Annotated in this window: 21 protein-coding genes and 1 riboswitch; of the genes, 11 read left to right on the forward strand and 10 right to left on the reverse strand. The window is 40.3% G+C overall.

Features of this window, described 5'->3' with window-relative positions:
• Positions 1-626, forward strand: a 626-nt coding sequence (locus tag COE25_RS16870; protein ID WP_142354481.1) for an exosporium glycoprotein BclB-related protein, incomplete at its 5' end; no start/stop codon positions are given.
• 878 nt (positions 627-1,504) lie between these two features.
• On the opposite strand, the gene COE25_RS16875 is transcribed toward COE25_RS16870, so the two are convergent.
• From COE25_RS16875 to cidR, 4 genes are all read right to left on the reverse strand, one after another.
• Positions 1,505-2,950 carry a DEAD/DEAH box helicase gene (locus COE25_RS16875; RefSeq protein WP_098933411.1) on the reverse strand — a complete coding sequence of 482 codons (1,446 nt, stop codon included), beginning with the start codon at positions 2,948-2,950 and terminating at the stop codon, positions 1,505-1,507.
• A gap of 283 nt (positions 2,951-3,233) precedes the next feature.
• Complete coding sequence (locus COE25_RS16880; protein WP_257208862.1) at positions 3,234-3,608, reverse strand: hypothetical protein; 375 nt, start codon at positions 3,606-3,608, stop codon at positions 3,234-3,236.
• Positions 3,609-3,623: 15 nt separating this feature from the next.
• The gene (locus tag COE25_RS16885) at positions 3,624-4,142 is read right to left on the reverse strand and encodes an acyl-CoA thioesterase (RefSeq protein ID WP_088085268.1); all 519 of its coding nucleotides are present in this window, start codon (positions 4,140-4,142) and stop codon (positions 3,624-3,626) included.
• A 250-nt stretch (positions 4,143-4,392) separates the two neighbouring features.
• Positions 4,393-5,286, reverse strand: coding sequence for a cidABC operon transcriptional activator CidR (gene cidR, locus COE25_RS16890; RefSeq protein WP_098933412.1), 894 nt, complete (start codon positions 5,284-5,286; stop codon positions 4,393-4,395).
• Between the two features lie 252 nt (positions 5,287-5,538).
• Here cidR and desA point away from each other — a divergent pair, with 252 nt between their 5' ends.
• Both desA and COE25_RS16900 read left to right on the forward strand, forming a co-directional pair.
• Positions 5,539-6,570: a Delta(5) desaturase DesA gene (desA, locus tag COE25_RS16895; RefSeq protein WP_098933523.1), complete on the forward strand. Its 1,032-nt coding sequence runs from the start codon at positions 5,539-5,541 to the stop codon at positions 6,568-6,570.
• Between the two features lie 81 nt (positions 6,571-6,651).
• On the forward strand, positions 6,652-7,167 hold the full coding sequence (locus COE25_RS16900) for a response regulator (protein ID WP_088085271.1): 516 nt from the start codon (positions 6,652-6,654) through the stop codon (positions 7,165-7,167).
• A gap of 61 nt (positions 7,168-7,228) precedes the next feature.
• Here the strand turns inward: COE25_RS16900 and COE25_RS16905 are convergent, their stop codons facing one another.
• The 6 genes from COE25_RS16905 to COE25_RS16930 form a co-directional block, all read right to left on the reverse strand.
• On the reverse strand, positions 7,229-8,836 hold the full coding sequence (locus COE25_RS16905) for a ribonuclease J (protein ID WP_373408520.1): 1,608 nt from the start codon (positions 8,834-8,836) through the stop codon (positions 7,229-7,231).
• A gap of 226 nt (positions 8,837-9,062) precedes the next feature.
• Positions 9,063-9,950 carry a 4-hydroxy-tetrahydrodipicolinate synthase gene (gene dapA, locus COE25_RS16910; protein ID WP_098933413.1) on the reverse strand — a complete coding sequence of 296 codons (888 nt, stop codon included), beginning with the start codon at positions 9,948-9,950 and terminating at the stop codon, positions 9,063-9,065.
• 130 nt (positions 9,951-10,080) lie between these two features.
• A riboswitch (Lysine riboswitch) is annotated at positions 10,081-10,261 on the reverse strand.
• Between the two features lie 99 nt (positions 10,262-10,360).
• Positions 10,361-10,555 carry a hypothetical protein gene (locus COE25_RS16915; protein WP_088085274.1) on the reverse strand — a complete coding sequence of 65 codons (195 nt, stop codon included), beginning with the start codon at positions 10,553-10,555 and terminating at the stop codon, positions 10,361-10,363.
• A gap of 92 nt (positions 10,556-10,647) precedes the next feature.
• Positions 10,648-11,862, reverse strand: a complete 1,215-nt coding sequence (locus COE25_RS16920) for an MFS transporter (protein ID WP_098933414.1) — start codon at positions 11,860-11,862, stop codon at positions 10,648-10,650.
• 13 nt (positions 11,863-11,875) lie between these two features.
• Positions 11,876-12,295, reverse strand: coding sequence for a MarR family winged helix-turn-helix transcriptional regulator (locus tag COE25_RS16925; RefSeq protein ID WP_088090280.1), 420 nt, complete (start codon positions 12,293-12,295; stop codon positions 11,876-11,878).
• Positions 12,296-12,669: 374 nt separating this feature from the next.
• Positions 12,670-13,422, reverse strand: coding sequence for an SAM-dependent methyltransferase (locus COE25_RS16930; protein ID WP_098933415.1), 753 nt, complete (start codon positions 13,420-13,422; stop codon positions 12,670-12,672).
• A 454-nt stretch (positions 13,423-13,876) separates the two neighbouring features.
• On the opposite strand from COE25_RS16930, the gene COE25_RS16935 reads away from it, so the two are divergent.
• From COE25_RS16935 to COE25_RS16970, 8 genes are all read left to right on the forward strand, one after another.
• Entirely contained in the window at positions 13,877-14,842 is a 966-nt protein-coding gene (locus COE25_RS16935; protein WP_098933416.1) for a quinone oxidoreductase family protein, read from the forward strand.
• Between the two features lie 543 nt (positions 14,843-15,385).
• Positions 15,386-16,249, forward strand: a complete 864-nt coding sequence (locus tag COE25_RS16940) for a ParM/StbA family protein (RefSeq protein ID WP_088085278.1) — start codon at positions 15,386-15,388, stop codon at positions 16,247-16,249.
• A complete protein-coding gene (locus COE25_RS16945; RefSeq protein WP_098933417.1) occupies positions 16,242-16,475 on the forward strand; it encodes a hypothetical protein in 234 nt (77 codons plus the stop codon). The genes COE25_RS16940 and COE25_RS16945 overlap by 8 nt, the downstream gene beginning before the upstream one ends.
• A 287-nt stretch (positions 16,476-16,762) precedes the next feature.
• Positions 16,763-17,530: a sugar phosphate isomerase/epimerase family protein gene (locus COE25_RS16950; RefSeq protein ID WP_098933418.1), complete on the forward strand. Its 768-nt coding sequence runs from the start codon at positions 16,763-16,765 to the stop codon at positions 17,528-17,530.
• Positions 17,518-18,477: a sugar kinase gene (locus tag COE25_RS16955; RefSeq protein ID WP_098933419.1), complete on the forward strand. Its 960-nt coding sequence runs from the start codon at positions 17,518-17,520 to the stop codon at positions 18,475-18,477. The genes COE25_RS16950 and COE25_RS16955 overlap by 13 nt, the downstream gene beginning before the upstream one ends.
• 1 nt (position 18,478) lies before the next feature.
• The gene (locus tag COE25_RS16960) at positions 18,479-19,762 is read left to right on the forward strand and encodes an MFS transporter (RefSeq protein ID WP_098933420.1); all 1,284 of its coding nucleotides are present in this window, start codon (positions 18,479-18,481) and stop codon (positions 19,760-19,762) included.
• 77 nt (positions 19,763-19,839) lie between these two features.
• Positions 19,840-20,472 carry a bifunctional 4-hydroxy-2-oxoglutarate aldolase/2-dehydro-3-deoxy-phosphogluconate aldolase gene (locus COE25_RS16965; protein ID WP_088085283.1) on the forward strand — a complete coding sequence of 211 codons (633 nt, stop codon included), beginning with the start codon at positions 19,840-19,842 and terminating at the stop codon, positions 20,470-20,472.
• A gap of 178 nt (positions 20,473-20,650) precedes the next feature.
• Positions 20,651-21,628 carry a LacI family DNA-binding transcriptional regulator gene (locus COE25_RS16970; protein ID WP_098933421.1) on the forward strand — a complete coding sequence of 326 codons (978 nt, stop codon included), beginning with the start codon at positions 20,651-20,653 and terminating at the stop codon, positions 21,626-21,628.
• The last annotated feature ends 41 nt before the right edge of the window (positions 21,629-21,669 follow it).

Consider the following 21,669-nt stretch of genomic DNA (forward strand, 5'->3'; position numbering starts at 1 on the left):
GAGCAACAGGAGCAACAGGAGCAACAGGACCAGCCGGAGCAACAGGAGCAACAGGACCTGCCGGAGCAACAGGAGCAACGGGACCTGCTGGAGCAACAGGAGCGACTGGAACTCCTGGAGCTGGTGCTATAATTCCATTTGCATCAGGTACTCCAGTTGAACTGACTAGTGTTTTAGGTGGAGCACTTAATACTGGAGCTCTCATTGGGTTTGGAAGTTCTTTTGAAGGTGTTTCTTTAGGTGGAGGAACAATTACTCTAAGTCCTGGTATCGGGGGCGTTCTTGACTTCGCATTTGTGGCTCCTCGTGCCGGTACTGTATCATCAATATCTGCATTCTTTAGTACGACAGTGGCAGCAATTATAGGTACACCTGTTACTGTTATGGCAGAATTATATACGGCACCTGCAGCTAGCAATACCTTTTCCCCATCAGGCGCTTTTGTACTTTTATCCCCAGCTTTAGGACCAATAATTAACCTTTTAGATGTTTCTACTGGTACTGCTGCAACGGCACTCCCGGTTGCTACAGGGGATAAATTATTAATGGTTTTCTCTATAAATACAGCAGTTTCTGTTCTCACTGCTCTTGTAGGTTTTGCAAGCGCGGGTATTGTAATCGATTAATCTTATTTTGTTAAGAATCTTCGAATTCAAGACATCGGTTACCTTTTAACAAAATCGAATATAAAATTATCATCTCCCATAACAATTTATTAAAAAAACGGGAAGGATTATTTAAGTAAATCCTTTTTTATTATCACTGGCTTGTCTTCTTTTCCATTAATATTTTAGTAAGAATTTTTATTCTTTCTAATAGGTTTTGTATTGTTACAAAACTAAATTATATAATATGAAGAACCATTAGTTGGCTGAAAAAACAATTATTAATAATAGTCCAGCCAATCTACAGATCTCACTCTTTATTCGGCAAAGAGATAATCCAGTGAATCAGGATGGGACAAGCTCATTTACTCTTAATCCTGATAAACTCAAACGATTACCCATGGGGATACTGAAATCATCTTCCTAAATGGTATATTATTGTTTACTATTTTCGAAGGGGACCTCTATAGCAGTTTGTAACCGTAAGCGGAAGTGAGCCGGATGATCTACTCAATACTAACAATGTTATAACTATCTCGAAAGAACTAACCGACTACGTCATATCTGGCAGCGACACCTCGCTTTAAGTGCAGCTAATAATGGAGCAACTATTTCAGATCACAGATTATTATGATTTAGAGGGATTACAAGAAGCAGGATCCATTTAAGGGATTCCTGCTTTTTTGTCGTTATTAGATGAAGTTAATCTTAATTATTATAGATCCGAGCTAAAAAAGAAAGAAACTAATCAAAAGCTTGAATAGTAGGGGGCAAAGCCATGGATTAAATGGAGTTTCCATGTTCTGTTGTACAAATTTGAAACATGGAAATTTTTTCTCTTTCAATATAACTTTAAAGGACGATTATGGTTGGCATAATCGTCCTCTTTTATGCTTTCCTTATTTAAGCGCCTTGCTAACCTTTAGCTTCTTTCCTTTAATCGTTGCATTCTCCATCGCCTGTAAGACGAGTGAGCCCTTGCCATTAAGAATATCTACATAGGTCATTTGATCCTGGATGGTGATAATGCCAATATCATCGGCTGTGACTCCTGGGATTTTTGCGATCGTTCCAACAAAGTCAACCGCGCGCATCTTCTTCTTTTTTCCACCGTTGAAATGGAGTTTCGTGATGCCTTGGTTAATCCGGGCCGTTTTATTATTTCTCACGACACGTCTGCCGCTGATTTTTTCCTCGAAGGCTTCTTTTGCTCTAGCCACTTCAGCCGGTTTTGGAGCCTCCATTTTAGGAATCTCAAAGCCAATATATCTTTCAATTGCTCGGACAAATTTTCCTTCATACGGTGTGGCGAACGTAATCGCTTTTCCTTCATTACCCGCACGACCGGTTCTTCCTGTTCGGTGGACATAGCTTTCTTTTTCCATAGGGACGTCATAATTGATGACCAGTGTTACATTATCAATATCAATTCCTCGTGCGGCAACATCCGTTGCGATGAGGTAGCGAAAATTCCCCATTTTGAAGCCATCCATAACCGCAAATCGATCTTGCTGTTCCAAGCCACCATGGAGTCGTTCACAAGAATAATTGGAGCTTTCCAATTCCGAATACACGGTATCGACATGTTCTTTTGTTCGGCAAAAAATAAGACAGCTGTCTGGATTTTCAACGACCGTCACATCTTTGAGAAGCGATAGCTTGTCTTCTTCTTTTCCTTCAATTAACAGATGCTCAATCGTATCTGTCGTGACTCCAGTAGAGGCAATCTCGACATTCACAGGATTGTTCATATATTTATGGCATAGGTTTTCAACATCCTTTGGTAAGGTAGCCGAGAATACCATCGTGACTCTGTCTGAAGGAAGTTCTTTTATAATGGCTTCCACTTCGTCGATAAAACCCATATTCAGCATCTCATCCGCTTCATCAATAATAAGATACTTTATTTCGTCTAGAACGAGGGTTTCTCTGTCGATATGGTCCATAACACGTCCCGGAGTACCTACCACGACATGCGTTTTTTGCTGCAATTCTTCTTTTTGTTTCGAAAAGGGTTCTTTTCCATAAACGGCCATCGCCTTAATCCGCTTAAATCGGCCGATATTCGTTACATCTTCGCGAACCTGAACAGCAAGCTCTCTTGTTGGAGTAAGAATTAAGGCCTGAGGCTTTCTTTCTTCCCACTCCATCATGTCACAAATAGGAATCGCAAAGGAGGCAGTCTTGCCGCTGCCTGTTTGCGACTTCACGACCAAGTCCTGATTATTCAACGCTAATGGAATGACTTCCGTTTGAACGTCGGTAGGAGTGTCGTATTTTAAAATAGCAAGTGCTCTTGTGATTTCTTCACTTAAATTATAATCCGTAAAACTTTTTTCGCTCATGTATTAACCTCGTTTATTTGTATTATCCGGCTTATCTATAGGATTTCTCGCAAAGAAATATCGTATGCATAATCTGAATATGCTCCATTATACTTGATATATTGTAAAAAACGAACAGTGACTAGCACTGTTCGCACCATTAATTCAAAAAGAAGAAGCAGAAACCATGAAAATGATTTCTGCTTCTTCTGTAAAAGTGGCGTAATGGGGGAGACGTTAGTGACAATATATAGTAACTTCTAATATTAGGTTATTAATGGCAGTTGAAAGGCTATCGACTAATCTACTTAATACTAGAAGCTCCTACTAATGATTCTGGTGTCATACCGGATACTAAAAGGCTGATTTTTGCGTAACCGATATTTTTGATTTCAGAAAAAGTTTGTTTCAATACTTGGGAATTTTGGTCATCTTTTAATTTTTGTAATTCCTTTTTATACAAGCGCAGAACAGATCCGTACACAAAATTAGGGGTATTTTGACCAGGATCCTCATCCATAATTAAACATCCCATGTATTGATATTTAAATTGGAATGCTCGGGTAAGATTCACAACATCCAATAGTTTTTTAAAAAGATTTGGATAGTCTTTTTGAAATTTCTCAAGGGCTTCGTTGGCTGCTTTTAATTCATCAATACTAGATAATGTTATCATCATAAATTCTTCCTCCTCTTAATTGTCCCAAGGTTTTTCTAGTGAAATAAACTCAGCTAATTCTTTACTTTTTTGTCTTTTTAATTTACGAATTTCTGCTCTTTCTTTGCCTGTTGTGTAGAGGAATTCTTCTTCCTCGGTTTCAGGGATAATACTTGGAACTTCAACAGGCCGCTTATTTTCATCTAAAGCTACAAAAGTCAAAAATGCCGTAGCTGCAATGCGGCGCTCGCCATTCATCATATCTTCAGCGATAACTTTACAAAAAACTTCCATAGAAGTTCTACCTGTATATGTTACAAATGATTCGACACAGACTGAATCAGTTTGATGGATAGGGCATAAGAAGTCGATATGGTCAGTAGATGCAGTTACGCATTCTTTAACTCGGGAATGCCTGCGGGCTGATAACGTTGCTGCATCATCCAGTTTTTTCATCAAAACGCCGCCAAACAATGTATTGTAATTATTTAAATCACATGATAATACTTGAGCTGTATTAATAATGCGGCTTTCTTTCGCTTTTTTTGCTTTCATTAAGTTGCGCTTCCTTTCATGATTGGATTCTAGCTATTTAATACTATATCCACGTGTTAAAAGGTGTTTTCTTGCCTGAAACAAGTGTACGCCGCATTGTGGAGTTAGTAAAATGGTTATATTTTATCTATAGCATAGCTTTTATCTATGTAAATGCTTTCAATTATGCATTATATAAATAGTGGATTTTTAGATAATAAAAGACGGTTCCATTAATATGAACCGTCTGACTAGTATAGGGCATATAATATTAATCTAGAAATCCCTTTGTGAGCTGTTCTTTAGTGAACTTCAGCCATTCTTTTGCAGCATAGGAGAAGTATTGATCTTTGCTCCAAATAATGGCTAGGTTCCAACTGATGGACGGGTTTACTACTTTAACTGACTTTATATTTTTATTTAGATTATTGCAAATACTCTCCGGCAAAAGGGAAATTCCAAGTTTGAACGAAACCATTTCTTCAATAAAAGACTGCTGTGAACTTTCAGATATAATGTGTGGATTAAAGCCCACATTGTTACAAGAATGAATAATTCGATCGTTTAAGACAAAGTCCTTATTAAACAAAATAAAGGATTCGTTAGCCAATTCAGCTAACTGGACTTCCTCTCTTTCTGCTAGTGGGTGTGATGGGTGAAGGATGAGCTTTAGGTCTTCTTCCATAAAAGAGAAATGGTTGAAGAGTTCGTTCTTAGTCGGAAGAACAATGATTCCAACATCCAGAAGATTTTTGCCCACATCTTCTTCTATTTTCTTTGAACCATCTTCTACTAATTGAAAAGTAATCCCAGGGTACTTTTCGTGGAAGCTGCCAACAATTTTGAGGAAATCGTGCGCATTAAATATGGGAGGTAATCCAATACGAATATGCCCCTTTTTTAATCCTGTAAGGTTGTCCAATTCCGTTTCTAAATTTTTAAATGCTTTGTCAATTAACTTTGCTTGTTCCAATATGATTAGACCTGCATCGGTCAAGGCTAATTGCTTACGGGAACGATCAAAAAGAGCAACGCCCAACTCCGACTCAAGGTTTTTAATCATTTTACTAATGGTTGGTTGGGTAATAAATAAATGATCAGCTGCTCGGGAAAAACTGTTGAAATTCGACACTTCAATAAAATATTGTAAATGTTTGATATCCAATATGTACACCTGCTTGTAATTGATTTTTAGGATGGATATATCTATAAAGTTTCTTGAAATAGATTATATTATCACAAAGCCACCATCTTTTATAACAGACAAAAATTAGTAACGCAAATTGCATTTTTGAAAAAAATATCATGAAATGTGACATTTGTCATACCCTGTACATGACACCTGCTACTAACATGGACAAATTCCTTCGTTTATACTTTGGTTAATAACGAAATGAAGGAAGGGAATTCAAATAAAATGACCTTACAAAATACGAAAACTTTAAAAAAACAAGTTGCTCCCTTTGAAAAATCAACGACAAAAGAAAGTGTATGGCAGATCATTAACACGGTCGTACCATTTATTGGCTTGTGGTACCTTGCCTATTTAAGCCTATCCGTTTCCTATTGGTTAGCATTAGTTCCAATTGTGGTAGCCGCAGGATTTTTAACGAGGATTTTCATCATCTTTCATGATTGTACCCATCATTCATTCTTTAAAAGCCGCCGGGCTAACAGAATCGTTGGAACTGCGATGGGTGTGTTAACGGTTTTCCCGTTTGATCAATGGGGACATGAGCATTCTGTCCATCATGCGACAAGTGGTAACTTGGATAAACGCGGAACAGGTGATATTTGGACACTTACAGTAGATGAATATTTAGCAGCACCACTTAGACTTCGTCTAGCCTACCGTTTTTACCGTAATCCATTGGTCATGCTTGGATTAGGTCCGATTTATGTGTTCCTTCTTAAAAATCGATTTAACCGCAAAGGTGCAAAACAGAAGGAACGTAACAACACTTATTTAACGAATGTTCTAATCGTTGCTTTGATTGCCTTGCTTTGTTGGGCAATCGGATGGCAGGCGTTTCTACTAGTACAAGGTTCAATTTTTATGATTTCCGGAGCTGCTGGTATTTGGTTGTTTTACGTACAGCACACTTTTGAAGATTCTTATTTTGAAGAGGACAAAGAGTGGGAATATGTAAAAGCGGCAGTAGAGGGTAGCTCTTTCTATAAGCTTCCAAAAGTTTTGCAATGGCTTACTGGGAATATTGGTTTCCACCATGTTCATCATTTAAGCCCACGGGTGCCTAACTATAAATTGGAGGAAGCACATAATAATACGCCTCCGTTACAAAACGTACCAACCATTTCTCTTGCTACAAGCTTAAAGTCAATACGTTTCCGTTTGTGGGATGAGGAAAGAAAGAATTTTGTGAGCTTTAGAGAAGTCAAAGCTTTAGCTAAAAAGAGGTTTTCCGTACAAGTTAAACCTGAAATCTAACTAGATCAATAAAGGCTTGCTCCCCTTAATTTAAGGGGAGTTGTTACTTACATAACACTGACAGATAAGGAGGGAACTTATATGATTCGAATTGTTATTGCTGAGGATCAGGAAATGCTGCTAGGGGCGATTGGTTCTCTCCTCAATTTGGAAGAGGATATGGAAGTAGTCGGGCAGGCGAGCAATGGGGAAGAGGCCCTTGCACTAGTGCACCGGTTGCAGCCGGATGTTTGTATCATGGATATTGAGATGCCTGAAATGAGCGGTCTTGAGGCAGCTGAGTCTTTAAAGGCATTTGGTTGTAAGGTTATAATCCTAACAACCTTTGCCAGGAGTGGGTATTATGGGAGGGCCTTACAAGCGGATGTAAGCGGCTATTTATTGAAGGATAGCCCGAGTGAGGAATTAGCAGGATCGATTCGCAGCATCATCAATGGACAGCGAATATACTGCCCCGAACTAATCGATGAAGACTCAAACCAAAACGAACAGAACATCGAAGAGTTCCAACCGCTAGCCGAGAGAAAGACAAAAATTAGCACAGTCAGAAATTACCTGACAACCATCCTAGATAGAATAAAATTACCAACAGGTTAAAAAATAAGGTGTCAGGCACCATGTGAAATCTTCACATGGTGCCTGACACCATTTTTTTGTTTTAAATTTCAATAATAATAGGGAGGATCATTGGCTTTCTCTTTGTTTGGGTGAATACATATTGTCCGACTGATTTTTTTATGTTTTGTTTGATTACATTCCATTGCCGGATATTCTCACTTTGCAGGTCATTTATGGTTTTCTTAGCAAGGCGGTTAATCTCTTTTAGAAGTTCATCCGAATTTCTTGCGTACACGAAACCACGTGTAATGGTATCAGGTCCGGATATAATCCTTCGGTCACCTTTATTAATGGTTATTACAATTACGAGCATGCCATCCTCAGAAAGCTGTTTACGGTCTCGTAGCACAATGTCCCCGACATCGCCAACGCCCATCCCGTCCACATAGGTATCTCCTGCTGGAATCGACCGAGTCTGACGGGCCACCTGGTTTTCAACATCGACGACATCACCATTTTTGATAATGAAGGTATTTCCCTTCTCAACTCCAACGGACTCGGCTAACAACCGGTGGTGATGCAGCATTCGATATTCACCGTGAATCGGAATGAAATAGGTCGGCTTCATTAAGGTAAGCATCAGTTTTAAATCTTCCTGATAGCCATGACCGGACACATGCATACCCGTTGAACTTCCGGATCCATAGATAACTTTGGCGCCCAGTTGAAATAAATTGTCAATGATCCGAGAAACGTCCTTTTCATTTCCCGGTATTGGAGATGCTGCTAAAATAACCGTGTCTCCAGGATAAACGGATACATCGCGGAAATTTCCGCTAGCGAGACGAGCAAGGGCAGCCATTTGCTCCCCTTGACTACCCGTACAAAGGATGACCACCTTTTCAGGAGAAAGTCGATCAACTTCGCGTGGTTCAATGATCATCCCATCAGGAATGGTTAAATAACCACGCTCAATCGCAACTGAGACCACATTTACCATACTCCGGCCAAGGAGCGCGATCTTTCGATTGGCCTTTATCGCCGCGGCAACCACTTGTTGAACACGATTCACATTCGATGCAAAAGTGGAGATAAAGATTTTCCCGTCAGCTTTCATAAAGGCCTCATCCAAATTGTCACCAATCATTTGCTCAGACGGTGTTAGTCCCTTACGCTCAGCATTGGTACTTTCAGATAATAAAACTAACACACCTTGCTGACCAATATCGGCCATTTTATGAATATCTGAATGTTGATTATTCACAGGTGTTAAGTCAAATTTGAAGTCACCGGTATGAACGACATTACCTTCAGGTGTATGAAAGACAATACCGAGACAATCAGGAATACTATGGCTTACCCTGAAAAAGGATACAGTGGTTTCTCCAAACTCAAGTTTTGAATTAGAATCAATCGTCATGAGCTTCGTGTTTCCGTGAAGTCGATGCTCGTCAATTTTTAATTCAATTAGCCCAAGTGTAAAATGGGTAGCGTAGATAGGGATATTCAATTTTCTTAAGATATAAGGAATACCGCCAATATGATCTTCGTGCCCATGGGTCACAATTAGAGCACGGATCTTCTCCTGATTTTCTTCCAAGTAAGTAATATCGGGGATAATCAAATCAATTCCTAACAAACTTTCATCTGGAAATTTACCGCCGCAGTCAACTATAAAGATATCTTCAGCGTATTGAACCACATACATATTTTTACCGATTTCATTTATGCCGCCTAAAGAGAAAATGGATAATGTACTATCATTCGTTCGCAAAGTAAAATCCTCCTTAACCCAAGTAAATAAGAATAGTATGCCCCTTTGGATTTACTTTATCGGAAGGAGAGAGGTAAAACTTTTGTCGACCACCAAAAAAAACTGCCACAAACCCTGTTTTATTGAGGTTTGTGGCAGCTTGTTTTTATCGGTGGATTAATTATATTAATACTTTAACATTGCTCGCTGGTAGAACACCTTGTAGTGCTCTTTGCTCTTCGGTGGTTAATGGGAGCAATGGCAGGCGAAGACCTCCAACGTTCACTCCATTCATATTCAATGCGGCTTTTACCGGTGCTGGGTTTGGTGCTGCAAATAATGCTTTCATAATCGGGAGAAGACGGCGATGGGCACTAGCTGCATTTTGGACATTCCCATTTTTAAAATGATTAATCATTTCTTGTATTTCATTACCAATGACATGGGAAGCAACGGAAACCACTCCAGCTCCACCAATGGCTAAAACCGGCAATGCTAAGCCATCATCACCACTATAAAGGGTAAAATCACTTGGTGCTTGGCTAATAATTTCAGCCATAGCATCTAAGTTACCGCTTGCTTCTTTTAAGGCGACAATATTTGGAATCTGTGAAAGTCGAACAATGGTCTCTACCGACAGGTTGACCACACTTCGGCCGGGGATATTATAAAGCATAATCGGTAATGGTGTAGATTCAGCAATCGCTTTGAAGTGCTGATACATGCCCTCTTGGGATGGTTTGTTGTAATAAGGAGCAACAAGCATAATCCCATCGACGCCTGTTTCTTCAGCCAGCTTTGTTAGGCTGATGGAAGCTCTCGTGTTATTGGAGCCAGTTCCAGCGATAACCGGAACTCTTCCATTGACAGCCTCGACAACAAATTTAAATAAAGCGACTTTTTCTTCCGTTGTTAATGTAGGAGATTCTCCGGTTGTACCAGCAACTACGATTCCATCGGTACCATTTTCAATTAAATAATCAACAAGTGTTCTAGTCGCGTTAAAATCTATTTCACCATTTTGATCAAATGGTGTAACCATAGCGGTTAAAACTTGGCCAAAATTCATCATTTCTCACCCTTTAATTAAAATTTTTTTTAAAATTTAGAGGTGGGTAAGGCCATTCATAATTTAACGCAAAAAAGCAACAACGAGGGTTCGCTGTTGCAGTAGAAACATAAAAAAAATAAGTTCCCGTGCGTAAGATAGCCCTCCATATAGTTTCCTATATGACAGTTCTGTATTTTTTCAATAGCAGAACCAGCTTCAAGACCAATGAGATTCATTGAAGCTTCGGCAAATTCCCCTTTTCACAATCATCATTGGACCTCATTATCCTCCTATTGTGTACTCATGGTCTTTGCGCCTCTATCCTCACTTCAAAAAACGTGAAGTAAGAAAATATTTAATTGATAGTAAATATATCAGAATATTCCCTTTGGTTCAAGGGCAATTGGAACTTTATTTTAAAATTCATACTATATTTCTGCCGTTTCTAAACTCAGTTTATCCTTTTCAACTTCTAAGGCAGATACAATATAAGCAAACCCGTTCATAACAAAATAAATAACATTAGATTGGACCCGTTCCTTTTCTCCCAAATAAGTATTTATGATAATACTGAAGGAAAAAAAGACAACAAATGATAATGCAATTTTATTAAAAATTATCATGTCTACCGACCCCTTTAATTAGGATTCTTATGCTTATCATATTTGCTATAAACCGGTTTTATGCGTGCCTTCGTTTGGCCGGTTACCTGAAGTCAATTAGGGTCGGGGGTTGGTCCAGTCATAATCGTCCTTCCTGAACGTTCTTTCTTGCCGTGTAAAAAATAGTAAAGAATTGAGGTTGCCAGAGCGACAATACCTAAGATGACATACAGGTTGCTAAAGCCGGTTAATGGAATAATAAATCCAAGGATATATGGACCGAATCCAAGTCCTGCATCAAGAAAGATAAAGAAAGTCGATGTCGCCAAACCCATCCGATGGGGAGGCGTTACTTTAACGGCCACTGCCTGGGTGCTTGACTGCATGTTACCGAAACCAAGGCCAATTAGAACACCTGCTAGCAATAAAGTAATGCTGATACTAGCTGAACTTAACAGAAACAAGCCGACTGCTAAGAGGACAAAGCCCGGATACATAATAAAGTTTGCACCCTTCAGGTCCATTAAGCGGCCTGTGATCGGGCGTGATATCAATACTGCGATAGAATAGACTAGGAAGAAGAAACTCGCCGTACTAACTAAGTCAATTTCGATCGCATAGAAGTTAATAAAAGATAGAACGCTGGAATAACAAAAAGCTACTACCAGTGTAATGACAGCGATGGGCAGTGCCTTTGGCTCAATATAGTTGGAAAGCTTAAACCCTTTTACTTCAGCTGTTTTTACAGATACAACTAACGGAGGCACATCAACAAAGAATGCTGTGATTAAACTAATTACCCCTAAAGCAAGGGAGAATATAAAAATCATTTGGAAATCTGTATGTTGGGTCATATAGAGTCCGATGAATGGCCCGATAGCAGTAGCGAGTGTCGCACTCATGCTGAAGTAGCCGATCCCTTCCGCTTTTCGAGCAGCCGGGATAATCTGGGCCACAATCGTACCTGTAGCAGTCCCCACCATTCCCCCTGCAATCCCGTGGAGTAAGCGGGTAATAAGCAGGAAGGTAATCCCGAAGTTCACAAAATACAAAAGAAGCGTCAAAATAAATAAAATTATACCAATGAATAACGTTTTCTTTCGGCCAATTGACTCAATAAACCGGCCAATCACCAACCGGCCAATTAAAGACCCGACAATAAATATTCCTGTTACAAGCCCTGCTTGACTTGTAGAAGCACCAAATTCATCGACTGCATAAACACCGATGATTACGATTAATAAATAAAAGACTAAAGTTACGAAAAAATTGACCGTGGAAACAATGGTGAAATCCTTTGTCCACAGTTTAGCTCTAGGTTGAGTCACTTATTAAAACCCCTTATTTAATAATATTTTTACGAATTTCCCCCATAATGCGGATGGCCTCGAGCTGTTCATGCTCTGAGATGCCTTTTAAAATGTCCGTTTCATACTGATCAATCGTCACACGGACTTCCGTATATACTTTTCTCCCAAGCTCTGTCAGCTGTGTTCTCTTTTCACGTTTATCATTGCTCGGAACCTGCTCGACATAGCCCAATTCTTCCAAGCGGTTCATGGTCCGGGTGACAGTGGGCTTCTCTACATATAAATAATGAGAGAGTTCCACTAGCGTTGCTGAGCCATTATTGAATAAGTAGTAAAAAATCGACCATTGCGCTCTATGGAGATGATGCTCGGCGAGATGGATATTAAGTTTATTCTCGAACGGCCGGTACAACATCAGTAATTGGTGGAAAAATTTTTGAGAAGTATTTATTTGAAACACCCCTTGTTAAATGGTTAGTTAGAGTAATAATTACCCTGGGTAACTATTATAGTATAACAGAAATGATAATAAAATGTCTAATGTTAGAGGTGGGGTGATACTAATCAAACGTTTGATTGGGACGGGATGAGGCATTGGTGTATATGGATTTTTGGGGTAAAGACTTTTTCTGGATAATATAATCAAACGATTGATTAAAAGGGCCTGAGTCCTTGGTGTATAAGGTTTTTATGAGGTGGGTAATTTTTTATGAAAAAAAACTAATCAAACGTTTAATTAAAAAGAGTAGAAAATTTACCTGAAAAAATTAATCAAACGTTTGATTAAATGTGGATGAAGCCTTGGTATTGCTCTATTTTTCCCTATTAGTTATTTCGATACAAATACAGACCAAATCCTAAGGTATCTCTGCCCCATGTCAAATAGGTCCGGCGCCATGTGCGAATTCGCTGCAGCATCGCTTCACAATCGGGGTCATCTGGATTTTCAAGACAATAATTCTCGACTGACATCGAATAAAGCCATTCGTAATCATCCCAGTCATCTTCATTAGCAACATAAGACCAAAGTGGGATTAAACCTAATTCTTCACCAGCCTTAACGGTATCCGCATGGCTTTTACATTCCGACTCGTCTGCACCGCCAAGCGCCTCTAAATATTCAGGACTGGGAGTCTGCTTCCAATAGCCTTCACCTATTAAAATGTGGCCATTTTTCTTTACAAGACGTTTTAGTGTTTTTAGTGTAGGCTCCAGTCCGCCCAAGGCATGGGTAGATCCGATACAAATCCCAAAATCATACCCGTCTGGATCACATCTCTCAACCGCCGTGCGAGCATCTTCCACGATAAACTCAATACTGCCTTCAGGAATTCTAGTGCTTGCATTCCGCTTCCCTTCCTCAATGGACCCGTCATACAATTCTATTGCAGTGGAGGTAACCTGGTAGTTTTCCACCAACCGAATTAACAATTCGCATTTACCAGCCCCTATATCAATCACCTTATCTGATGCTTTAGGCGATACAATTCCGAGCATCTTCATAATTTTTGCCTTGCTGATTGGATTACTAAATGCATGATTACGATGGGCAATAGCTGAAAATTTGTTTCTATCCATAGATAATGTCTCCTTTTCTACTACAAGTGGATGTGGATTCTACCTAACGCTTTCCTATTTCATTTATTATCTTTATCCCTTGAATGTCAACATATTAATGTAATCTTTTTGTTATTGAAGACATCGAACCCTTTGAAGTTTATTTTCAACTATATTAAACCAAGCACTCGATTGGGAAGTAATTGTGCCCTTGAGTGCGGAAAAATAAGGTCAGCGGTAACAATTAGGGAGTAATCGTGCCCTTGAGTGCGGAAAAATAAGGTCAGCGGTAACAATTAGGGAGTAATTGTGCCCTTGAGTTCGGAAAAATAGGGTCAGCGGTAACAATTAGGGAGTAATTGTGCTCCTGAGCGCGGAAAATTAGAAATAAGGTAACGATTATTTGCATTACCCTTCACTATCTTATTTAATAAAAGCGAGTCATAAAAATTTTAATAAGAATGAGGTAATTCATTTGAAAGCACTTATGTTTAAAACATTTGGCGGCCCGGAAGTCCTCGAATATGGTGATATTGCGGAACCTGTGATTGGTCCGGACGAAATACTGCTAAGCATGAAAGCAATTGGTCTGAATTTTGCCGATATATATAGAAGAAAAGGAAACTATCATCTAGCCGGAGAGCCACCCTATATCTTAGGGTATGAAGGGGCCGGAATCGTAGCAAAGACGGGATCCAATGTCCATGGTATCAGCATTGGTGACCGGATGGCATTTGCCGATGTACCTTATGCAAATGCCGAGCAAGTAGCCGTTCCAGTTGAAAAAGCTATACCAGTGCCAGACACCATTTCATTTGCAGATGCGGCATCCGTATTGCTTCAAGGATTAACGGCTCATTATTTAACGAAGGATAGCTATGCGGTGAAAAAGAATGATACCGTGTTGGTGCATGCTGCAGCAGGCGGTGTGGGGCAGCTTCTTGTTCAAATTGTAAAATTACTTGGAGGCACGGCAATTGGCTTAACTTCTTCCTTTGAAAAAAGAGCTGCTGCAGTAAAGGCGGGTGCGGACCAAGTCTTTTTATATAAGGATAATTGGAAGGAACAAGTGCTCGAGGAGACGAATGGCAAGGGCGTAGATGTGGTCTACGAATCAGTAGGTTCTACTCTTCAAGATAGCTTTGAGGTTACTCGCACCGGTGGAACGGTCGTATTTTACGGAATGGCAGGGGGCGACCCAGCATTGGTTGACCCGAGAATGTTAATGGATACATCAAAAACCCTCACAGGCGGGGACCTATGGAATGTGCTGACGTCCCGAGAAGAACGAATAGCTCGTTCAAATGAGCTGTTTCGGTGGATGGAGGCAGGAAAATTAGTAGTTTCAGAACCAACAGTCTTCCCGTTGCAGGATGGCCAAGAAGCACACCGCTATCTAGAAGGCCGTAAGAGCATGGGGAAAATTTTATTAATTCCATAAAGAGAAGGTGTTGTTCTTGTGCACCAAACTGGCTTTCGCAATCGGAACTGGCGTCAAAAGGAGCACTATGATGCCCGTCAACCGTGAAAAAGGACGGTAATGGTAACCATAAGGAGTACAATGATTTCCTTTACCTGCAATTTCTAATGTAATTTAATCAGAAGCACCTCAAACGAGAGCCTCTACAATTGTGGGAAAGCTGTAATCTTTTGAGGTACCCACATAGGAAAAGACGAATATAAAAACAACTATAAAAGCAGTGTGTTTCTCAGATGAATCACACTGTTTTTTGCGCGTTATATAGGAAGATTATGTTAAATTTTTAAGTTTTAAAATTCCTTTTCGGTCTTTCAAAGCTGTAAGAATCTAAGCCTTTCATGATTGAGGGATATCCTGCTTTATTGTTTTTTCTTTTTCCAATAAACAGTATTGTATGACTTGTGTGTGTCACATTTGGGCCTCCACTCATATACTAAGTTTGAAAAAAGATTAGTTGTATGACATATGTGCACTTTCAAAATATTGTTAAAAGGGGTAGAAAAAATGAATCACAAATGGATATTAGCGATTGATGCCGGCGCATACGAGGTGAAAGGAAGAACAAGGGACGATGTGTTTAAGTTTAGGTCAACCATTGGACCTTACCGCCATCTTCATTTGGTGAATGCAGATAGCAGCCAAATGGAAGCCGGCGACTACATCGTCGAGTACGGGGACGAGAAGCTGTTTGTGGGGAATATCGCATGGCGGGAATGTCATGCAATAAGAGAGCCGAGAGATATTTCAAAGGCGCACGAAGAAACAAAGATCAGGGTACTGGTGGCAGTTCATCAGTATGGTAAAACGGAAGGGAACTGTGTAGTGATTGGGCAGCCGATCCGTGGAATGGTGAATAAAGACAGGGAAAGTATGGAGACCATGCTGAAAGGGGAACACACGATCACGGTAAACAATGTTAGGAAGACGTTTAACATCGAGGAAGTAAAAGTCGCTCCTGAAGGGTCTGGGGCATACTTCAGCATGGAAGACAGGCCGGAGGACATTGCGAACATCATCGACGCTGGAAGTGGTACCTTCAACTATCTAAGAGTGGAAGATGGCTACTTTATTGACAGGAAAAGCGGGACCCTTGCTTTCGGTGCTGAAACAGACATGGAAATGACAGAAAAACAAATGGCAGTAGCCATCCTGGCGGAACTTCGGGGAAAGTGGAACTTATACGAACCGACCTATCTTTGCGGAGGAATTGCTGAATATCTTCTGCCATATATTAAGGAGCATTTTAGTAATATCAAGCTAATCAGACCCGTCCTCTACCGGACAAACGGACACAAAGCATACAGTCCGCAATATGCCAATGCTTTCGGATTTTATTCTATGGGGAAAGTGGTCTTTGTTGATGAATGAACTGAATCGAAAGATCAAGTCCGTCCCTTTCAACCTCGATGACCCTTATGAAAGAGAGCTTCTAGAACATTGTAACCAGTACATTCACTTTGCGACATATATCAAACGCCTGATCCAACGAGATATGGAACAGGGTGTCGGATACATTCGTAAAGAATATGAAAAGGTAGAAATGAAACTAGAAAAATCTATCGACAAGTCGAAGTTGAAAAGCTTCGGTCTCTAACTCCTATATGGGGTCTTTTTTTTTGGATGCTATACTTAGGGGTTCCATACCTTTTACCTTTTCTACATTTTCCTCAAAGTAATTTGAATCCATTTTAAGGTGTCAGGCACCAGAGTAGATTATCTATTTTTTAAGGTGTCAGGCACCACAATGGATTATCAATTTAAGAAAAAAAGTTTTTCTTGCAAAAGCGCTTTCACTGGGTTTATAATATGAATAAATCGATTTACTAAACCGATTTACTAAAACGGTTTATTGGAAATACTTTTTAAAAAGGAGTCTTCGTTATGCAAAATGTAATTGTCCCGATAAATGCTTTTGATAGATTTGAAGTGTTGAAGAAGGGGCAAACTTCATTCATTAGACTCATTGCCGAGTCCGGTGCTTTTGGAATTGAGATTCGCCGTGAATTATTGTCGGAGCAGGATCCGCCACTGGATAGTATGAGAAAAGAAATTGAACAATATCAACTTTTTACCGTGTACTCGGCTCCGATTGAGCTATGGAAAAGGGATCACGGTTTAAATGAAAAGGAATTAAACGAGATCTTTCATGAGGGAATAGCACTTGGAGCTAAATGGATAAAAGTATCACTAGGGCATTTTCATAAAGGTCAATCAAGTGTCAGGGAGCTCGATGCTTTTTTGAACCAGCACCAAGGAATTCAATTGCTAGTTGAAAATGACCAGACTCTTCATGGCGGAAATATCAATCAATTAACGTCCTTTTTTGAAAGCGCCTCCGAGCAGGACGCACCAGTAAAAATGACATTTGACGCAGGGAACTGGTATTATTCCGGTCAGGATGTGGACGAAGCATTAAGTAAGCTGTCACCCTATGTCCATTATCTGCATTTGAAACAGGTAGAAGATGATCATGGCGAGTTCATCACGGTGCCTCTTCAAAAAGATGGGAGTCAAAGTTGGGAGAAGGTTATGAAAAGTTTGCCATCTGAAATCGTAAAGGCGCTTGAGTTTCCTATCGAGCCAAAGGAGAAAACAAAAGAGTTTATTCAGATGATAACAGAAAGTGAGGCTTTATCATGCAACAGTTAGATGTGATTACATTTGGAGAAGCGATGGCAATGTTTATGGCTAATCATCCGGGTTCCTTACACGAAGTTGACCAATTTACCCGGGAGCTTGCCGGTGCAGAAACCAATGTGGCAATTGGGCTTGCCAGGCTGGGCCTTCGCTCGGGTTGGGCAAGTAAAGTCGGAAATGATGCCTTTGGAAAATTTATTATCGAAAGGCTCAAAAATGAAAACGTTGACATTGACCATGTGTTGATCGACAAAAATTATCCGACTGGATTTCAATTGAAGTCAATGGTAGTAGAAGGCGACCCAGAGGTCCAATATTTCCGCAAGGGTTCGGCAGCGAGCCATCTAACTAGCGAAGATTTTAATGAAGAGTATTTTCAAGCGGCAAGGCACTTGCATATGACAGGGATACCTTTAGCCCTCTCTGAAAGTGCAAGAGCCTTTGCAAGACACGCTCTATCATTTATGAAAAAGAATGGGAAAAAGATTTCCTTTGACCCGAATTTAAGGCCGACTCTTTGGAAATCACAAGAAGAAATGGTGAAGGAAATTAATGAAGCGGCGTTCCTAGCTGATTACGTGTTACCGGGAATCGCTGAGGGTGAAATCTTAACCGGTTTCAAGGAGCCGCGTGAAATCGCTTCCTTTTACTTGGAAAGGGGTGTAGAGCTTGTCGTCATTAAGCTTGGTGCAGAGGGAGCATTTTATAAAACAGCAACAGAAGAAGGAACCGTTCGCGGTTTCCATGTCGAAAAGGTTGTTGATACCGTTGGTGCGGGCGATGGCTTTGCAGTAGGGGTAATCAGTGGAATACTCGAAGGTCTCCACGTTCATGATGCGATTTCTAGGGGAAATGCAATTGGTTCGTTAGCAGTTCAATCACCCGGTGATAACGATGGCTATCCAACCAAAGAAGAGTTAGCAAAATATATAGAAAAAAACTTACAGGGAGTGAAATAACATGAAACAAACGATTGCCAAACAACGATGGTTACGTCTGATTCCGATTGCTTTTATCACTTACAGTCTTGCCTACCTTGACCGTGCTAACTATGGATTCGGTGCAGCTTCAGGATTAGCGGAGGACCTTCACATTACAGCAGGTACTTCTTCCTTACTTGGGTCGCTATTCTTCTTAGGTTATTTCTTTTTCCAAGTGCCTGGTGCTGCTTTTGCCGAGAAAAAGAGTGCAAAAGTCCTTATTTTCTGGTCATTGATAGCCTGGGGGTTATTAGCTTCTTTCACAGGTATGATCACCAATATTAAATTATTATTTGTGATTCGCTTTGCCCTTGGGGTAGTGGAAAGTGCGGTAATGCCGTCCATGCTAGTACTTTTAAGTAACTGGTTCACGAAAGCAGAGCGTTCTCGTGCGAATACGTTCTTAATTTTAGGAAATCCTGCAACCGTATTGTGGATGTCCATTGTTTCTGGTTATTTAGTTAACTCTGTGGGCTGGAGATGGATGTTTATTGCCGAAGGTCTTCCTGCCGTGATTTGGGCATTTATTTGGTGGAAAGTTGTCAATGACAAACCAAGAGAGGCAAAATGGTTAACCGAACAAGAAAAGAATGATTTTGAACAACAATTAGCAAAAGAACAAGAAGGCATTAAGCCGGTTAAAAATTACGGTGAAGCTTTTAAATCGAAACCAGTTATTTTGTTAAGTGCTCAATATTTCCTTTGGAGCATTGGTGTATATGGGTTTGTCATGTGGCTTCCTTCTATTATTAAAGCAGCGCCAAATATGGATATTGTAAAAACAGGCTGGTTGTCATCTGTCCCTTATATTTTAGCCATTATTCTTATGTTAGTAGCTTCTTATTTCTCTGATAAAACATTGAACCGAAACGCCTTTGTTTGGCCATTCCTATTAATTGGTTCAGTCGCATTTTATGCCTCTTATGCCATTGGAACGGACCATTTCTGGATTTCATTTGTCTTATTAGTCATTGCCGGTGGTGCGATGTATGCTCCCTATGGTCCATTCTTTGCGATCATTCCTGAAATCCTCCCTCGTAACGTAGCAGGCGGCGCGATGGCCCTTATTAACAGCATGGGTGCGTTAGGATCGTTTGTTGGCTCTTATATCGTAGGATACTTAAATGATTCTACAGGTGGATTCGGTGCTTCTTATATTTTCATGGCAGGATCGCTTTTCCTTTCCGCAATCTTAACTATTTGGGCGGTAAAAGCGGCAAAAAAGGAAAGTAAGAAACCAGCTGATGCAAAGATAAGTGCATAAAAAACTGTCAACAGCTTTGGGATTTCTCCAAGGCTGTTACTAATTTAAATAAAATAGAGAGAAGAGGAGTTTTTAAAATGGGAGTAGAAGAAATTAAAAAACGGGCGGTTGTTGCGGTCATTCGGGGGGCTAATATGGAAACCATCATTCCAATGGCTCATGCCCTTAAAGATGGCGGAGTCACAGCGCTTGAAATTACGATGGAAACCCCAAAAGCATTAGCGATTATTGAAAAAGCGGCCGATGTGTTTGGTGATGAGATTTTTGTAGGGGCCGGAACGGTTTTGGACGCTGAGACTGCCCGTGCAGCCATTTTGTCGGGAGCAAAGTTTGTTTTTTCACCGACTGTACGGAAGGAAACAATCGAGATGACGAAACGGTATGGGGTCATTAGTGTCCCAGGTGCATTTACCGCAACCGAAATTCTAACTGCCTATGAGTATGGTGCCGATGTAATTAAAGTATTCCCTGCAGGAAGTGTAGGGCCTGGTTATTTTAAAAATCTAGCGGGTCCGCTGCCGCATATTCCGTTAATGCCGACAGGCGGGATTGATATGGAAAATGCCAAGGATTATATCCGTGCTGGAGCGGTTGCTGTGGGTGTCGGAAGTTCGTTGGTTGATTCGAAAAAGGCATTAACCGATGAGTATCTAAGGTTGATAACCGAGAATGCAAGGAAGTTAATGGAAGAAGTCCAGTCAGCGCGGTAAGCAGAAGGAGGATGACCATAAGTGGCGAGTACTTGGTTATAAACAAGTGCTTTGTCATTTAGGGGGTCATCCTCCTTTCGTTTACATGTGGGCGACTTTGAATCGATCATTACTGGATAATTAGTAGATTTGCCGCTAAAATGAAGTCAGTGAACCAAGAGGAAAGAGGAAGATAGGCATGGAAAAAGTAACAATGGCCGATGTAGCAAAAGCGGCAGGCGTGTCAAAAAGTACCGTTTCTCAATACTTAAATAAGCGATTTGAATATATGGGGGAAAAAACCAAGCTTAAAATTGAAGCAGCGATTGAAGAACTTGGCTACCAACCCAATTTTATCGCAAGAAGTCTAAAGCAAAAGCGGACCTCTATGGTTGGAATCATTGTTGCCAATATTACGCATTTTTTTTCAACTGAAATCAGCCGTGCCATTGAGGATTTTTGTCATCAACATGATTTGCATGCCATCGTCTGTAACGCGGATGATGATCCCGAAAAAGAGAAGAAATATATTGAAATGTTGAGAGCAAAGCAGGTAGATGGTCTGATCATTTTTCCTACTGGACAAAATAATGATTTATATAAAACCATGGTGCGTCAAGGCTATCCTGTTGTGTTTGTAGATAGAAGAGTCGAGAATCTTGATGTGTTTTCAGTAATTACGGATAATACTCATTCCACTTCCATGGCCGTGAAAAGTTTCATTGAGAGGGGCCATCAAAATATAGCCTTTGCGGTACAGCCACTTACAGTTAGTCCCCGAATAGATAGACTGGAGGGCTATAATAGGGCATTAACGGATGCAGGTATAAAGGTTAATCCAGATTTCATTATAGAAGCTAGTATTACGGAGATGAAAAGCAAATTAGAAAAGCTTTTTTCATTAGAGGTTAAACCAACAGCAATCTTTGCAGCAAATGATCGTGTTTTTCTCGCGGTTGCAGAATTTATTAAGGAAAAGGGAATTAAGCTAGGGAAAGAGCTTGAGTTGATAGTATTTGATAATATTCCATTTGCTCATTTACTAGAGGACCCCATTTCCTTCATTAGTCAGCCGGCATCAGAAATGGGACACAAGGCTGCAGAGCTGTTATTTGAACAGATTAATAAAGAAAACACTTCTCCGGGAGTGTTTGTTTTTCCTAGCAAGTTGGTGTAGAAACGATTCATTAGTGCCTGACACCAAAACTGGTTCGGGCA

The organism is Bacillus sp. AFS031507 (assembly GCF_002584635.1).
Lineage (GTDB): Bacteria > Bacillota > Bacilli > Bacillales > Cytobacillaceae > Neobacillus.

Excerpts from the sequence above, each read along its gene's own strand:
- COE25_RS16875 (WP_098933411.1), bottom strand. The coding sequence starts at position 2,950 with ATGAGCGAAAAAAGTTTTACGGATTATAATTTAAGTGAAGAAATCACA.
- COE25_RS16880 (WP_257208862.1), bottom strand. The coding sequence starts at position 3,608 with ATGATGATAACATTATCTAGTATTGATGAATTAAAAGCAGCCAACGAA.
- COE25_RS16885 (WP_088085268.1), bottom strand. The coding sequence starts at position 4,142 with ATGAAAGCAAAAAAAGCGAAAGAAAGCCGCATTATTAATACAGCTCAA.
- desA (WP_098933523.1), top strand. The coding sequence starts at position 5,539 with ATGACCTTACAAAATACGAAAACTTTAAAAAAACAAGTTGCTCCCTTT.
- COE25_RS16900 (WP_088085271.1), top strand. The coding sequence starts at position 6,652 with ATGATTCGAATTGTTATTGCTGAGGATCAGGAAATGCTGCTAGGGGCG.
- COE25_RS16905 (WP_373408520.1), bottom strand. The coding sequence starts at position 8,836 with ATGTATGTGGTTCAATACGCTGAAGATATCTTTATAGTTGACTGCGGC.
- dapA (WP_098933413.1), bottom strand. The coding sequence starts at position 9,950 with ATGAATTTTGGCCAAGTTTTAACCGCTATGGTTACACCATTTGATCAA.
- COE25_RS16915 (WP_088085274.1), bottom strand. The coding sequence starts at position 10,555 with ATGATAATTTTTAATAAAATTGCATTATCATTTGTTGTCTTTTTTTCC.
- COE25_RS16930 (WP_098933415.1), bottom strand. The coding sequence starts at position 13,422 with ATGGATAGAAACAAATTTTCAGCTATTGCCCATCGTAATCATGCATTT.
- COE25_RS16940 (WP_088085278.1), top strand. The coding sequence starts at position 15,386 with ATGAATCACAAATGGATATTAGCGATTGATGCCGGCGCATACGAGGTG.
- COE25_RS16945 (WP_098933417.1), top strand. The coding sequence starts at position 16,242 with ATGAATGAACTGAATCGAAAGATCAAGTCCGTCCCTTTCAACCTCGAT.
- COE25_RS16950 (WP_098933418.1), top strand. The coding sequence starts at position 16,763 with ATGCAAAATGTAATTGTCCCGATAAATGCTTTTGATAGATTTGAAGTG.
- COE25_RS16955 (WP_098933419.1), top strand. The coding sequence starts at position 17,518 with ATGCAACAGTTAGATGTGATTACATTTGGAGAAGCGATGGCAATGTTT.
- COE25_RS16960 (WP_098933420.1), top strand. The coding sequence starts at position 18,479 with ATGAAACAAACGATTGCCAAACAACGATGGTTACGTCTGATTCCGATT.
- COE25_RS16965 (WP_088085283.1), top strand. The coding sequence starts at position 19,840 with ATGGGAGTAGAAGAAATTAAAAAACGGGCGGTTGTTGCGGTCATTCGG.
- COE25_RS16970 (WP_098933421.1), top strand. The coding sequence starts at position 20,651 with ATGGAAAAAGTAACAATGGCCGATGTAGCAAAAGCGGCAGGCGTGTCA.